Raw genomic sequence first — 14,463 nt, forward strand, 5'->3', positions numbered from 1 at the left:
TGGGTGTTAGGACCGTTTAGATCTAACACCATTTTGATAATCAAAGGTTTAAAAATGAAAAAGACAATGCCGGAATATACGCCTGTTGATTTATCTCGTTGGGCAAGGAAAGAGCATTTTGAGGTATTCCAGTCGTTTGCTGAGTGTACAATTAACCAAACGGTTCTGATCGACATTACCGTGCTGCGAAAACATATCAAAGAAGTCGGCTGGAAGTTTTACCCGACGATTATTTTCCTCCTTTCTAAAATCATGAACCGGCATCCGGAATTCCGTATGGCCATGAAGGACGATGAGCTGGTTATATGGAATGAAATCCATCCAAGCTATACCATTTTCCATCCTGAAACGGAGACTTTTTCGTCATTGTGGAGCCACTTCGACGGCAATATGCATCACTTCCAGAACACCTATGCCGAAGACGTTGCGCGCTATGGCAATAACCTTTCTTACTGGCCAAAAGAAGAGTCACGGGAAAATGTCTTTTTCGTATCGTCGATTCCCTGGGTAACGTTTACTAACTTTACTATGAACATTGCCCACATGAAGAACTTCTTTTCTCCTATGTTCACGTTTGGAAAATACTACGAACAGGATGGGAAAGTGTTGTTGCCTATGGCGGTGCAGGTACATCACTCGGTGTGCGATGGTTTCCATGTGGCAAGGATGTTCAATGAGCTGCAGGAGATGTGTGATGGTTTGCCGGAGCTGTCGGAAGAACGTAATGGTTGATACACCCAAATTGGGCATAATCTTTATCTGTTGCAGAGTAACGAAAAAACGCAGTGAGACCCCTATCGGCCTTTCATCATTTTATGCGCTTTCCATGAAAGGCCAAGCGGTATCAGATACCAGACCGCAATAACGCCAAAAACTGCAATAAGTAAGTAATATATCAGCAGAGAGGGTGTATAGACGATGGGAAGGAAAATCAGCGGTGCCAGGATAAGCATCAGACAAATAACCCCACCATAAAAACGCTTACTTAGATCATCTACTAATGTGGAAAGCGTTTCGCCAGCATTTTCATTCCTGCTCAATACCTCTTTCAGACGAGATAATTGCTTACTCGAAAAACCATTATCCAGTAGGTCTTTTTCCGTCAGTTCACTGGTCACATGCTCGCTTATATTCATGATTGGTATGTTTATGCAAGGATACCCTTAAGGTGAGCTTTTTTAAACACTAGCCTGACTGATGAATTTCTGAAGATAGCTGGTGGGTGAAGATAAACCAGCACTATCGGCTAGCTATTAGTTACCTGACCGTGCTCCAACAGAGCCGGGGATATTTTCAGCAGGAGAATGTAAACCGGGAGGATAAAGAGACAGGACACCCACGGGGGCGGGTCGTGAAAGTATTTCCTGTTGTCTTCGACCTTATTGCACGTAAAATGACCAGACACATTTTGGGAAGGAGTCTTTAATGGATATTGCGCTGCTCAACAGGGGCTGGAACAGAACATGGTCAGATACCATGGTGAATCTTGAAGCCCGGAAACTCGTCGAAACAGCAAACCGGCTGTCAGCATTCTATTTGCAAGATGGTCTTACACGTATCAAGTTTGTCGAAGAGATAAAACAGGTTGTAGATAAAGAATTTGAAACAGCACGACGAGCTAAAACCGATGAAGAATGCATTGCATGCATCAAAAATCTGCGTGCCGAAACAGATAATCTACAAGAACAAGAACGCCTGTTAAGAACCAGAGCCACACAGCTTTACGCGAAGGTCGAATTTGTTAAGGAAAATAATAAAATCGTCGGTTATGTTATATCCGCTGTAAATGTGGTGCTATCAGGCGTGGTTCTCTTTGGTGGATTTATGATGTTATCCACTATGGGGCCGATTGGTATGCTGGCTGGGGCAGTCCTGATTGCCGATGGAATGAACGGATTCACGAAAGAAGTGCTCAACTTTGATCAGCCAGCAGGACATAAACCCTCGCAAGGTATCATTGCTGACTCCGCGATGCATACGGCCCAGTTCATGGGATTTAATCCTAACACGGGCTTGGCTCTCTATAATGGTGTTACTCTTGGTGCCAGTGTGTACAGCATTGTAGGTCTCGCTCGAAAAACTGGAGCCTGGAGATTATTCCGCTGGCTTCCACACGATTACTTTCGCAAAGTCAGCACTATGAGCACTCCTAAACTAACAATGAAGATTGTCGGTTATGGTGTTAAAGCAAAAGTGATTTTCGATCTATTGACAACAGAAAATGGAACCAGTTAATCCTTGATGCTTTTTCGGTAACGCCAGGATTTATAGGAAATTACCGGCGGCTGTGCGAAGGACATAATGGCAACCCCAAAGATCATCGCCAGCCCCCATGCAACTGCTCTATCAGGTGAGCTGAAGACGATAAGTAGCAGTAGGATTAAGGCACACACAGCCACTACTCCCGCCAAGGTAACAAATCGCCTGGCGAGGTCATTTATGGCCTCTCCAAGCGTTCCTCCATATTTTTCAATATTGCTTTTTATCTTCTGCAATTCGGGCTGCGTAAACCCTGAACGTAACAAAGCCTCATCAGTCACTTTCATCTCGTCTCGTCCCTTATCTTCCAGAAGTGTTTCCCAATCTCTGATTGTGCAAGCAATCATACTGATGAACTTTACAGCAATCCACATGATGTTTGTGCAATGTATCAGATTTCAGGCAATAGAAGCCATAAAGCCCCTGTATAAGCAACAAGCGGAGCGCAGCGACTTCATCAGATTGTCAGAGGGATAACACCTTATCAGGATAATTGTGTACCTTTCGGAGCGTGAGCGAAGCGCTGGCAGAGCCTGCATAACGTGTGCAGGTACGTTCCCACTATTCACCTGTTTACGCAGCCACAAGGCCGTTCAACGGTGACACAAAGCGTCATCACTTCTGACCGGACAACCAAGGCCACACATCGGGTTTAAATGCGTGTGATCAATCTGTTTCGGGAGGATTTAGAGACGTTGGCAGCGTCATCAGCTTCGAGTTGATAGCGGTTCGTGTAGACTGTTCACGCCTTGTACCTGTTCGAGTTTTACAACTACAGGCCGCTACGTGCTAACTTCCCTGAATAGCCACTGTTAACCATAGCGGCAACTGTTGGTCATAGAATCCCTTAAAAAAAGAATGTATTCTGAGAGTGGTAACCTCATTAACCTATTGTTTTTAAAGGATTTTTATGTGTGAGTGCCGATAATAGGAGTCGAACCTACGACCTTCGCATTACGAATGCGCTGCTCTACCAACTGAGCTATATCGGCCCTGAGAGGCCGGTTACGAGCGTAACCACGGGGCAAAAGGTTAGATCTAACCGGGTGATGCGTCAATGCCCTTTTGAATCAAACGGCTATTTTTGCATCACCCGCGTTTATTTACGCACGAATCGTATCGTCACCGAAGCCGATCCACTTGTACGTGGTCAGCGCTTCCAGTCCCATCGGACCGCGCGCGTGCAGTTTTTGCGTGCTGACAGCCACTTCTGCGCCCAATCCAAACTGTCCGCCGTCGGTGAAGCGGGTGGAGGCATTCACATACACCGCGGATGAATCTACTTCGTTTACGAAGCGATCGGCATTGCGCAACGTGCGCGTCAGGATCGCGTCCGAATGCTGGGTGCCGTGTTCACGAATGTGCGCAATGGCGTCGTCGAGATCCGCTACCACTTTCACGTTCAGATCCAGCGACAGGAACTCATCGTCGTACTGCTCCGCTTTGACGGGAACGACGTTCGCCGGGCCATCCTTAAGCAGGGCAAGCGCGTTGGCATCGGCGTGCAGCGTCACGCCACTCTCCGCCATCTGCTTGCTCAGGGCTGGCAGGAAAGTGTTTGCGATGCCCTGGTGCACCAGCAGCGTTTCGACCGTATTACAGGTGCTAGGACGCTGGGTTTTGGCATTCACGATAATCTTCAGCGCCGGTTCAATCTCCGCACTGTCGTCCACCACGATATGACACACGCCGATACCGCCAGTGATCACCGGAATGGTCGACTGCTCGCGGCAGAGCTTGTGCAGGCCCGCGCCACCGCGTGGGATCAGCATGTCGATGTATTTATCCATGCGCAGCATTTCGTTGACCAGCGCGCGGTCCGGGCTTTCAATGGCCTGTACGGCGCCCGCCGGTAAGCCACACTCTTCCAGCGCCTGCTGAATGACTTTCACCGTCGCGGCGTTGGTACGCCAGGTCTCTTTCCCGCCGCGCAGAATGGCGGCGTTACCGGTTTTCAGGCACAGGGAAGCGACGTCAACGGTGACGTTTGGGCGGGCTTCATAAATCACACCGATAACGCCGAGCGGCACGCGGCGGCGCTCAAGACGTAAACCGCTGTCGAGCAGCCCGCCGTCAATGACCTGCCCTACCGGATCGGCCAGATTACAGACCTGACGGACATCGTCGGCGATGCCTTTCAGGCGTGCCGGCGTCAACGCCAGACGGTCAAGCATCGCTTCGCTCAAACCGTTTCGACGCGCCTCCAGTAAATCCTGCTCGTTAGCGAGCAAAATCTCCTGGGACTGTGATTCCAGATAATCAGCGATTTTTTCCAGCACGCGGTTTTTCTCGCGGCTGGAAAGGAGCGCCAGTTTGTAAGAGGCGGCCTTCGCGGCTGCGCCCATTTGTTCCAGCATGTTCTGGCTCCTTAACGAATAATCATGTCATCGCGATGTACGGCAACCGGGCCATACTCGTAGCCCAGAATGGCATCGATTTGCTGCGAATGGTGGCCCGCGATGCGGCGCAGCGCGTCGCTGTTATAGCGGCTTACGCCGTGGGCGATGTCGCGGCCTTCAAGGCTACGGATGCGGATCACTTCACCACGGGAGAAGTTGCCTGTCACGCTTTTAATTCCTTTAGGAAGTAATGAACTCCCTCGTTCCAGAATCGCGGCGGTTGCCCCTTCATCGACGATGAGCTCGCCAGCGGGAGGTGCGCCAAATATCCAGCGTTTACGGTTTTCCAGCGGGGATTCCTGGGCGTGGAAGCGGGTGCCGACAGAGATCCCCTCCATCACGTCGCCAATCACGCCCGGGCGGCTGCCCGCCGCAATGATGGTGTCGATACCGGCGCGGCATGCGACGTCGGCGGCCTGCAGCTTGGTGCCCATTCCGCCGGTTCCGAGGCCTGAAACGCTGTCACCGGCGATGGCGCGCAGGGCATCATCAATGCCGTGAACGTCGGTAATCAGCTCGGCTTCCGGGTTAGAACGCGGGTCGGCGGTGAACAGTCCCTGCTGATCGGTCAGAAGCAGGAGCTTATCGGCACCGGCCAGAATCGCCGCCAGCGCAGAGAGGTTATCGTTATCACCCACTTTAATCTCAGCGGTGGCAACGGCATCGTTCTCGTTAATGACCGGAACAATATTGTTGTCCAGCAGCGCGCGCAACGTATCGCGAGCGTTAAGGAAACGCTCTCTGTCTTCCATATCCGCACGCGTCAGCAGCATCTGCCCGACGTGAATGCCATAGATAGAGAACAACTGTTCCCAGAGTTGAATGAGTCGGCTTTGTCCCACGGCGGCCAGCAGCTGTTTAGAGGCTATCGTCGCGGGGAGTTCGGGGTAACCCAGATGTTCACGCCCGGCGGCAATCGCCCCGGAGGTCACAATAACAATACGATGCCCTGCGGCATGCAGCTGAGCGCACTGACGTACAAGCTCAACAATGTGGGCGCGATTTAGGCGGCGCGATCCGCCTGTTAACACACTGGTACCGAGTTTTACCACCAGCGTCTGGCTGTCACTCATGATTCTCTGCCGTTCAACGATAAGGGAAAATGATGTCGAACGAACGTTTTAACAGGACTCAGCCCGGTTGCCAACTGCCTTAGCACAAAGCAAAACACTTTGTTGCGCGGGATCAGGAAGCGTAGCGGCTGATTTTGACAAATTTATTACTGAAAAATTAAAACATACTTTTTTAAACATATTCTTAAATTGTCATAAAACGTTCACCCACGGACGATAAAACCCTTCCTGTTTTTTCACGGAACATAAGCGTCGGCTTAGCGTTCAGCGAATATTAGCGCGTATATAAAACTCAGGATTGAAAATGAAAAAGAGCACTCTGGCATTAGTGGTAATGGGCGTTGTGGCTTCCGCATCTGTTCACGCAGCAGAGGTTTATAATAAAAACGGTAATAAACTGGACGTGTACGGCAAAGTAAAAGCAATGCACTACCTCAGTGATGATGATGCTAAAGACGGTGACCAGACTTACGTGCGTTTCGGCTTTAAAGGTGAAACGCAGATTAACGATCAGCTGACGGGCTATGGCCGTTGGGAAGCAGAATTCGCCGGTAACAAAGCCGAGAGCGACTCCTCTCAGAAAACGCGCCTGGCGTTTGCTGGTCTTAAATTAAAAGACTTTGGTTCTCTGGATTACGGTCGTAACCTGGGGGCGCTGTATGACGTCGCATCCTACACCGATATGTTCCCTGAGTTCGGCGGCGACGGTCTGGCACAGACCGACAACTTCATGACCAAGCGTGCCTCCGGTCTTGCCACCTACCGTAACACCGACTTCTTTGGCGTGGTGGACGGTCTGGATATGACCCTGCAATACCAGGGCAAAAATGAAAACCGCGACGTGAAAAAGCAGAACGGTGATGGCTTCGGTACGTCTCTGAGCTATGACTTCGGCGGCAGCGATTTCTCTGTCATCGGTGCTTATGCTAACTCCGATCGCACCAACGAGCAGAACCTGCTGACGCGCGGTGAAGGTAAAAAAGCCGAAGGCTGGGCAACCGGTCTGAAATATGATGCCAATGATATTTATCTGGCTACTATCTATTCCGAAACCCGTAATATGGCCCCAATCTCCGGTGGTTTCGCGAATAAAGCGCAAAACTTCGAAGTGGTTGCGCAATATCAGTTTGACTTTGGCCTGCGTCCATCCGTTGGCTATGTTCAATCTAAAGGCAAAGACATCGAAGGCATTGGCGACGAAGATATCGTGAAATATATCGACGTGGGCGCAACCTATTATTTCAACAAAAATATGTCCGCGTTTGTTGATTATAAAATCAACCAGATTGATGACGACAATAAACTGGGTGTAAGCAGCGATGATATCGTCGCGCTGGGTATGACCTACCAGTTCTGATTTTGTGAAAATAAAAAAACCGGCTTAATGCCGGTTTTTTTTATTGCCCGGTGGCGCTGCGCTTACCGGGCCAACGGGATAGTGCATTTTGTAAGCCGGGTAAGGCAAAGCCGCCACCCGGCACTGTGGCATCATCAGGCGGTCAGCTTAACCGCCTCGCTGGAAAAATCATCCGCAGGCTCCAGCTTCAGATCCAGCGTTGCCAGCAGCGCGCTGGCCTTGCCGAGATACTCTTTCAGCGTATGTTCCAGGCGGTCGATCACTTCCTGATCTTTGATAGGCGCCGCTTGCCAGTAGCCGTCTTTGTTAAACAGGCCAAACTGGTAGCTATAGGTAAAGCGTTTTTCCTCTGCTTCCATTTCCATCCACCAGCCCCAGAATTCACGTTTTTCGGGTGCAGGCTTCACGTTGACGCAAACAGCCAGGCAGTCGAAAAAAAAGCGATTCTCTTCACACTGCTCTTCTCGAATATACGGGCCAAGAGCCATGAACTTCTTGATCAGTCTACTTTTCGGATGTCCACTCGGTAACGTCATTGCGATCTCCTTTTGTGAAGCCACTGTTTTACCAAACCATCAAAATTTAGCAATCTATTAACACAATCTCTGCGCGATCCAGCGTGTAATCTCTTTTAACGCCTTGTCAAAATTCTGATACACCGGGCTGAATGGCACTTCAAGCAACTTGCCATCCGAAGATGACGAAGTGATTAATCGCGACTCTTCCTCCGGGCTGAAGGGATCATTTTTCCAGAAACCTGACAGCATCGGCGTTGGGCAGCGGCGTCCCAGCAACCCCTGCGTTTTTAACGAGTAACGGTTAAGCTCAACGCGCAGCGCTTCGTCTGATGCATCATGCATGCCAAGGCGACTTGCCAGCACATCAAGGTACATCTCCGGCACGCTGCCCTGACGGGCAGGATCGCTGAGCAGTGCGTGAACCACCGGGCCAAGACAGGCCACAGCCTTCAGGCGCGAAGATTCAAGATAGGCCAGACGCACCGCAACGTTCGCCCCGAACCGGAAGCCAAAAGCCGCTACGCGGGTATGGTCAACCCAGGGAATATTCTCCAGGGCTTTAAGCGCATGCTGGTGCAGCAGGCTCGAATCCTGAGTCAATTTCCACTTCGACGAGAAGCCAATAGAAGGCATGTCGAGCGTCAGCATCGCAATCCCTTTTGGTGCAAAGTAGCGCTCAAACAGGCTGTAATAATCGATTTGCAGGGAATCCAGCCCGCCGCACATCAGTACGGTCGGGAACGGGCCGTCGCCTTCCGGCATATGCAGGAACCCAGTGACGGGAGCGCCACCAGGAATGCTGAACTCAAGCTCGCGCATCTGGCCCGGTAAACGCTGCGCCGCCTCTTCATAAGCACGGTTCGCCAGCGCCTGGGCCTGCTCCGCAAGCTCATCACCTTTCAGATGTGGATACGCGGCAATAGCGTAGAGATTGGCCGCATGCAGCCAGTGCTTGCCGCTGCGCGTGGCATCCTCTTCCTGGCTGGCTTTTTGCTGCCAGAGCATCGCCTGTTTCGACCATTCATAGATCCAGTTGCCGCCGCGATAGCCCACCACCGTATCGTACAACTCGCTGTCGGTCCGTTCAGACTCGCTCATGACGATACGCGCCTGCACGTCAAGGATTTCACGCGGATCGATACCTCGCCAGATCCACATCAGGCGGTTAATCATGCGATACCAGTGGGGCACGTTTTTACCGTCTAACGCAGACTGGACGGCAGGCATGGTACCCGGATTAAACCGACGTACCAGCGTCGACGTTTCAGGGTGTTTGAAACGGGGTTTGAAGAGAGTTTCGGTGAGATTCGCCTGCGTCATTGCGTTGCCTCCATGGATACGTCATATAACGTCCATTGTAACGCGTGGCAGGATAAAAAGAACAACGCCCGGCATTGCCGGGCGTGTAAAGTTACGTACTGTGATTAACGGCCTGAAATAGGCGGTACAAAGACCACGCCCATATCCCATGGCTGTTCAATCCAGGTATCCTGCGGGATATCAATCACGTAATCGTCAACCAGTGGGCGACCCGCCGGTTTTGCGAAGATAGTGACGAAGTGCGCTTTTGGATACATTTCACGGATAGCCACCGCGGTGCCGCCGGTATCGACCAGATCGTCAATAACGATGAAGCCTTCACCGTCGCCTTCCGCACGTTTCAGCACGGTCAGCTCGCGCTGGTTGTCGTGGTCATAGCTGGAGATACATACGGTATCGACATGACGAATACCCAGCTCACGTGCCAACAGCGCCCCCGGTACCAGACCGCCGCGGCTAACGGCAATAATGCCTTTCCACTGTTCGGAAGGCATCAGACGCGCAGCCAGTTTGCGTGCGTGAATCTGCAACATGTCCCAGGTGACGACGTATTTTTCGCTCATGTGAAGTGTCCCAGCCTGTTTATATACGGCTTAAAAAGTGTTCGAGGGGGAAATAGGTTGCGCGAGATTATAGAGATCTGACGCACTAAAAACCAGTGTTTAGCGCCCCGAGCCTGAGTTTTTACATGCTTTATGCTACCCGCCGCCGGAGAAAGTGGTATTCTCAGATGCATCTCGCAAGCCTGTCTTGTGGTAACTATTAACCTGCTAACTCTGTGACCTGCAACCCTGTTTGCAGCGCATCGACAAGGAGACTTATCGTGTCTGAACTGTCTCAATTATCTCCACAACCGCTGTGGGATATTTTTGCCAAAATCTGTTCCATTCCACACCCTTCCTACCATGAAGAACAGCTTGCCGAACACATTATGGGCTGGGCGAAGGAAAAAGGTCTGCACGCCGAGCGCGACCAGGTTGGCAACATTCTGATCCGCAAGCCCGCCACTGCAGGCATGGAAAACCGTAAACCGGTAGTGCTCCAGGCGCACCTGGACATGGTTCCGCAGAAAAACAACGACACCGTTCACGACTTCACCAAAGATCCTATCCAGCCGTACATCGACGGCGAGTGGGTGAAAGCGCGCGGCACCACCCTGGGCGCGGATAACGGCATCGGTATGGCCTCTGCGCTGGCGGTGCTGGCTGACGACAGCGTTGAGCACGGTCCGCTGGAAGTGCTGCTGACCATGACCGAAGAAGCGGGCATGGACGGCGCGTTCGGTCTGCAGGCCAACTGGCTGCAGGCGGACATCCTGATCAACACCGATTCCGAAGAAGAAGGCGAGATCTACATGGGCTGCGCGGGCGGGATTGATTTCATCTCTACCCTGCCGCTGTCTCGTGAAGCGATTCCTGCGGGCTACCAGACCTTCAAGCTGACGCTGAAAGGGCTGAAAGGCGGCCACTCCGGCGGTGATATTCACCTGGGCCTGGGTAACGCCAACAAACTGCTGGCACGCTTCCTGGCGGGCCACGCGGCCAAGCTGGATCTGCGTCTGGTCGATTTCAACGGCGGTACGCTGCGTAATGCGATCCCACGCGAAGCCTTCGCCACCGTTGCCGTTCCTGCGGCAAACGCAGACGAGCTGAAAAAGCTCTCCAGCGTTTATCTCGACATCCTGAAAAACGAACTGTCGGCGAAAGAGAAAAACCTGACCGTAGTGCTGGAATCCGTGACCACGGATAAATCCGCCCTGACCGTGCAGTCTCGTGACAGCTTCATTCAGTTGCTGAACGCGACGCCAAACGGCGTGATCCGCAACTCTGACGTCGCGAAAGGCGTGGTGGAAACGTCCCTGAACGTGGGCGTGGTGACCATGGGCGACGACAGCGCAGAGATCATCTGCCTGATCCGCTCGCTGATCGACAGCGGTAAAGAGTACGTGGTGAGCATGCTGGAATCTCTGGGCACACTGGCGGGCGCGAAAACGTCTGCAAAAGGCAGCTACCCGGGCTGGCAGCCGGATGCAAGTTCTCCGGTGATGGCACTGGTGCGTGAAACATACCAGCGTCTGTTCAACAGCACCCCGAACATTCAGGTAATCCACGCCGGTCTGGAATGTGGTCTGTTCAAGAAACCATATCCGGACATGGACATGGTCTCTATCGGGCCAACCATTACCGGTCCGCACTCGCCGGATGAGCAGGTTCATATCGAAAGCGTCGGTCACTACTGGACGCTGCTGACTGAACTGCTGAAAGCGATTCCTGCTAAGTAATTCGCCGTCTGATGCCCGGTGGCGCTTCGCTTACCGGGCCTACGATGGATACAACCTACAGTCCCAATACCAGCTGTCGTTCCAACTGCGGATCCAGCAGCGTGACGTGCAATCCCACCAGCCTCACCCCTCGCCCGCCTCGTCGTTCTTCCCAGGCCTTTTTTGCGGTCGCGATAAGATCGTCTTTATTCAGACGCGGCCAGACGTGTTCCTGCGTGGTCTGCTGGAAATCGTTAAATTTTAACTTGATGCCCTGCCGGGCGATCAGCAGGTCCGGCTTCACCTTGATTAAGCGTCGCTCCAGCTCAGGGTAAAGCTGTTCCGTGATAATGGCTTCGCACTCGGACCAGTCATGAATATCTTCAATGAGGGTGCGCTCGACGCCAACGGATTTACGTAGCCGTTCGCTGTTCACATCGCGATCGTCAATCCCCTGGCTGCGCTCCCACAGCACACGACCAAACTTACCAAAGCGTTTGAGCAGCATGGCGAGATCGCTTCGCTGCACGTCTTCGCAGGTCCGTAGCCCCATGCTTTCAAGTTTGGCGGCGGAGACTTTCCCCACGCCGGGTATTTTGCCGAGCGGCAGCGTTTTCAAAAACGCAGGCACCTCTTCAGGGGTGATGACGTACTGACCGTTGGGTTTATTTAAATCTGAGGCGATTTTGGCAAGAAATTTCACGGGCGCCACGCCCGCCGATGCGGTCAAATTCAGCTCGTTGAATATCGTCTGGCGGATCTCCTGAGCCATCAGCGTGGCGGAGCCGTGGCAATGTACACTGTCGGTCACATCCAGATAGGCTTCGTCCAGCGACAGTGGCTCTATCAGAGAGGTATAGCGGGAGAAGATTTCCCGAATATGAATTGAGGCCTCTTTATAAGCATCAAACCGACCGGGCAGGAGCGTGAGATGAGGGCAAAGCTTTAAGGCCATTGCCGTCGGCATGGCGCTGCGCACGCCAAATTTGCGCGCAGGGTAGTTGGCAGTGCTGATCACCCCACGCTGAACACGGCTGCCACCAATGGCGATGGGAATATCCCGCAGCGCCGGGTTGTCACGCATCTCCACTGCGGCAAAAAAGCAGTCCATATCGACATGGATTATTTTGCGCATAGTAAGCCCTCACTCATTACTGGATAAGTATACAGTAAATAAATGAGGATTGAGAAGCAGATGTGAAAACGCCGGGTGGCGGCTTTGCCTTACCCGGCCTATATACGTTTAAATAATGCGCTGCTGTTCGCGGGCCATCCTTTTCTTCCGCGCATCGCAGGGTTCCGGGCAGTCGCACACCTTTTCCATCCCAAGGGATGAAATACCGCCGCAGCTGCCCTGAATGCTTTTACGCTTGATGATCCAGCCTAATGACATGCCGAGCACCACCAGCACAAACACCGCGAATGTTGCCAGAAACGTCAGCATCATCAGCCTCCAAAATCATCAAGCATGATGTTCTCATCTTCGACGCCAAGATCTTTAAGCATCTTAATCACGGCGGCGTTCATCATCGGCGGACCACACATATAGAACTCGCAGTCTTCCGGCGCCGGGTGCTGTTTGAGGTAGTTTTCATACAGCACGTTGTGGATGAAGCCCGTATAGCCCGTCCAGTTATCTTCCGGCTGCGGATCGGAAAGCGCCACGTGGAAGGTAAAGTTAGGGTTCTCACGCGCCAGCTGTTCAAACTCGTCGTCGTAGAACATCTCGCGCAGGGAACGTGCACCGTACCAGAAGCTGATTTTACGCTTGCTGCTAAGACGTTTGAGCTGGTCGAAGATGTGCGAGCGCATCGGGGCCATACCGGCACCGCCGCCGATAAAGACCATTTCCGCGTCGGTATCTTTGGCAAAGAACTCACCGAACGGGCCGGAGATCGTCACCTTGTCGCCTGGCTTGAGGGACCAGATATATGACGACATGACGCCCGGCGGGGCATCAGGCACATTCGGTGGCGGCGTGGCGATACGCACGTTGAGCATGATAATGCCCTTCTCTTCCGGGTAGTTAGCCATGGAGTAGGCACGAAGCGCTGGCTCTTTTACCTCGGAAACGAAGCGGAAGAGGTTAAATTTATCCCAGTCTGCCCGGTATTCATCGGGCACGTCGAAGTCAGCATACGCCACGGTGTGCGCCGGACAATCAATCTGAATATAGCCCCCCGCGCGGAACGGGACGCTCTCCCCTTCAGGGACGCGCAGCTTAAGCTCTTTAATGAACGTGGCTTTGTTATCGTTAGAGATAACCTCGCACTCCCATTTTTTCACGCCGAAGATCTCTTCCGGCAGCTCAATCTTCATGTTCTGGCGCACCGCGACCTGACAGGCCAGGCGGCAACCTTCTTTCGCTTCACGCTTCGTGATATGCGACAGTTCAGTTGGCAGAATATGACCGCCCCCCTCTTTCACCGTCACACGACACTGTCCGCATGAGCCGCCGCCACCGCAGGCTGATGAGACAAAAATCCCATTGCCCGAAAGCGTATTAAGCAGCTTATCGCCTGCCGGTGTGCTGATCTGGTTCTGCGGATCGTCATTAATATCAATGATCACATCCCCGGAATTGACCAGTTTTGCTCGCGCCACCAGAATCAGCCCTGACAGCACCAGTACTATCAGCGTGAACATCACCACGCCAAGAATAATTTCCATCTGTTAGCCCTTATAGCTGCACACCGGAGAAGGACATAAAGCCCAACGCCATCAGGCCGGTGGTGATAAAGGTGATCCCTAAGCCACGCAGACCCGCAGGCACGTTGGCATATTTCATTTTTTCACGGATCCCCGCCATGGTGACAATCGCCAGCATCCAGCCGATACCGGAACCGAAGCCGTACACCACCGATTCACTGAAGTTGTAATCGCGCTGAACCATAAACGAGACGCCGCCGAAGATGGCGCAGTTCACCGCGATCAGCGGCAGGAAGATCCCCAGCGCGTTGTACAGCGACGGGAAATACTTATCGAGGATCATCTCCAGGATTTGCACCAGCGCCGCAATCACCCCGATAAAGGTGATAAAGTTGAGGAAGCTGAGATCGACCCCTTCCACCAGCGCGCTGTCCCGCAGCACGAAGTTGAACACCAGGTTGTTAATCGGAACCGAAAGCCCCAACACAACGGTGACCGCCACGCCCAGACCAAATGCCGTCGAGACCTTTTTAGAAACAGCCAGGAACGTACACATGCCCAGGAAGAAGGCAAGCGCCATGTTTTCAACAAACACCGCGCGCACAAATAAACTCAGGTAATGAGCCAT

The 14,463-nt window shown here is 52.5% G+C and carries 15 protein-coding genes and 1 tRNA gene; 4 read left to right on the plus strand and 12 right to left on the minus strand.

Going from position 1 to position 14,463, the window contains the following annotated elements; all coding sequences use genetic code 11:
* The first annotated feature begins 54 nt into the window (after nucleotides 1-54).
* Nucleotides 55-732: a type A chloramphenicol O-acetyltransferase gene (gene catA / locus K5E19_RS18015; RefSeq protein WP_221552402.1), complete on the plus strand. Its 678-nt coding sequence runs from the start codon at nucleotides 55-57 to the stop codon at nucleotides 730-732.
* A gap of 62 nt (nucleotides 733-794) precedes the next feature.
* Here the strand turns inward: catA and K5E19_RS18020 are convergent, their stop codons facing one another.
* Entirely contained in the window at nucleotides 795-1,118 is a 324-nt protein-coding gene (locus tag K5E19_RS18020; protein WP_221552403.1) for a hypothetical protein, read from the minus strand.
* A 307-nt stretch (nucleotides 1,119-1,425) separates the two neighbouring features.
* On the opposite strand from K5E19_RS18020, the gene K5E19_RS18025 reads away from it, so the two are divergent.
* Nucleotides 1,426-2,235 (plus strand): DUF4225 domain-containing protein, encoded by an 810-nt coding sequence (locus tag K5E19_RS18025; RefSeq protein WP_221552405.1) that lies wholly within the window; start codon nucleotides 1,426-1,428, stop codon nucleotides 2,233-2,235.
* Here the strand turns inward: K5E19_RS18025 and K5E19_RS18030 are convergent.
* The 4 genes from K5E19_RS18030 to proB all read right to left on the minus strand — a co-directional run bounded on the left by K5E19_RS18030 (nucleotide 2,232) and on the right by proB (nucleotide 5,731).
* On the minus strand, nucleotides 2,232-2,546 hold the full coding sequence (locus tag K5E19_RS18030) for a hypothetical protein (protein WP_221552406.1): 315 nt from the start codon (nucleotides 2,544-2,546) through the stop codon (nucleotides 2,232-2,234). The two genes, K5E19_RS18025 and K5E19_RS18030, sit on opposite strands and share 4 nt — an antisense overlap.
* Nucleotides 2,547-3,178: 632 nt before the next feature.
* Nucleotides 3,179-3,251: transfer RNA gene (locus tag K5E19_RS18035), tRNA-Thr, on the minus strand.
* Between the two features lie 111 nt (nucleotides 3,252-3,362).
* Nucleotides 3,363-4,616, minus strand: coding sequence for a glutamate-5-semialdehyde dehydrogenase (gene proA, locus K5E19_RS18040; RefSeq protein WP_221552408.1), 1,254 nt, complete (start codon nucleotides 4,614-4,616; stop codon nucleotides 3,363-3,365).
* 11 nt (nucleotides 4,617-4,627) lie between these two features.
* Nucleotides 4,628-5,731: a glutamate 5-kinase gene (proB, locus tag K5E19_RS18045; protein ID WP_221552410.1), complete on the minus strand. Its 1,104-nt coding sequence runs from the start codon at nucleotides 5,729-5,731 to the stop codon at nucleotides 4,628-4,630.
* Nucleotides 5,732-6,035: 304 nt separating this feature from the next.
* Between proB and phoE the strand changes: the two genes are divergently transcribed.
* Nucleotides 6,036-7,088: a phosphoporin PhoE gene (gene phoE, locus K5E19_RS18050; RefSeq protein WP_010427906.1), complete on the plus strand. Its 1,053-nt coding sequence runs from the start codon at nucleotides 6,036-6,038 to the stop codon at nucleotides 7,086-7,088.
* 134 nt (nucleotides 7,089-7,222) lie between these two features.
* Here the strand turns inward: phoE and crl are convergent, their stop codons facing one another.
* The 3 genes from crl to gpt form a co-directional block, all read right to left on the minus strand.
* The gene (gene crl, locus K5E19_RS18055) at nucleotides 7,223-7,624 is read right to left on the minus strand and encodes a sigma factor-binding protein Crl (RefSeq protein WP_010427905.1); all 402 of its coding nucleotides are present in this window, start codon (nucleotides 7,622-7,624) and stop codon (nucleotides 7,223-7,225) included.
* Nucleotides 7,625-7,681: 57 nt separating this feature from the next.
* Entirely contained in the window at nucleotides 7,682-8,926 is a 1,245-nt protein-coding gene (frsA, locus tag K5E19_RS18060; RefSeq protein ID WP_108415658.1) for an esterase FrsA, read from the minus strand.
* 104 nt (nucleotides 8,927-9,030) lie between these two features.
* Nucleotides 9,031-9,489, minus strand: a complete 459-nt coding sequence (gene gpt, locus K5E19_RS18065; RefSeq protein WP_010427903.1) for a xanthine phosphoribosyltransferase — start codon at nucleotides 9,487-9,489, stop codon at nucleotides 9,031-9,033.
* Between the two features lie 260 nt (nucleotides 9,490-9,749).
* Between gpt and pepD the strand changes: the two genes are divergently transcribed.
* The gene (pepD, locus tag K5E19_RS18070) at nucleotides 9,750-11,207 is read left to right on the plus strand and encodes a cytosol nonspecific dipeptidase (RefSeq protein WP_221552412.1); all 1,458 of its coding nucleotides are present in this window, start codon (nucleotides 9,750-9,752) and stop codon (nucleotides 11,205-11,207) included.
* Nucleotides 11,208-11,262: 55 nt separating this feature from the next.
* Here pepD and dinB read toward each other — a convergent pair whose 3' ends face one another.
* From dinB to nqrE, 4 genes are all read right to left on the minus strand, one after another.
* Nucleotides 11,263-12,321 carry a DNA polymerase IV gene (gene dinB / locus K5E19_RS18075; RefSeq protein WP_221552414.1) on the minus strand — a complete coding sequence of 353 codons (1,059 nt, stop codon included), beginning with the start codon at nucleotides 12,319-12,321 and terminating at the stop codon, nucleotides 11,263-11,265.
* Nucleotides 12,322-12,429: 108 nt separating this feature from the next.
* Complete coding sequence (gene nqrM, locus K5E19_RS18080; protein WP_029484987.1) at nucleotides 12,430-12,630, minus strand: (Na+)-NQR maturation NqrM; 201 nt, start codon at nucleotides 12,628-12,630, stop codon at nucleotides 12,430-12,432.
* A gap of 2 nt (nucleotides 12,631-12,632) precedes the next feature.
* Nucleotides 12,633-13,856 (minus strand): NADH:ubiquinone reductase (Na(+)-transporting) subunit F, encoded by a 1,224-nt coding sequence (nqrF, locus tag K5E19_RS18085; RefSeq protein ID WP_221552416.1) that lies wholly within the window; start codon nucleotides 13,854-13,856, stop codon nucleotides 12,633-12,635.
* A gap of 10 nt (nucleotides 13,857-13,866) precedes the next feature.
* Entirely contained in the window at nucleotides 13,867-14,463 is a 597-nt protein-coding gene (nqrE, locus tag K5E19_RS18090) for an NADH:ubiquinone reductase (Na(+)-transporting) subunit E (RefSeq protein ID WP_061099102.1), read from the minus strand.

The organism is Enterobacter sp. RIT637, assembly GCF_019718755.1.
Lineage (GTDB): Bacteria > Pseudomonadota > Gammaproteobacteria > Enterobacterales > Enterobacteriaceae > Enterobacter.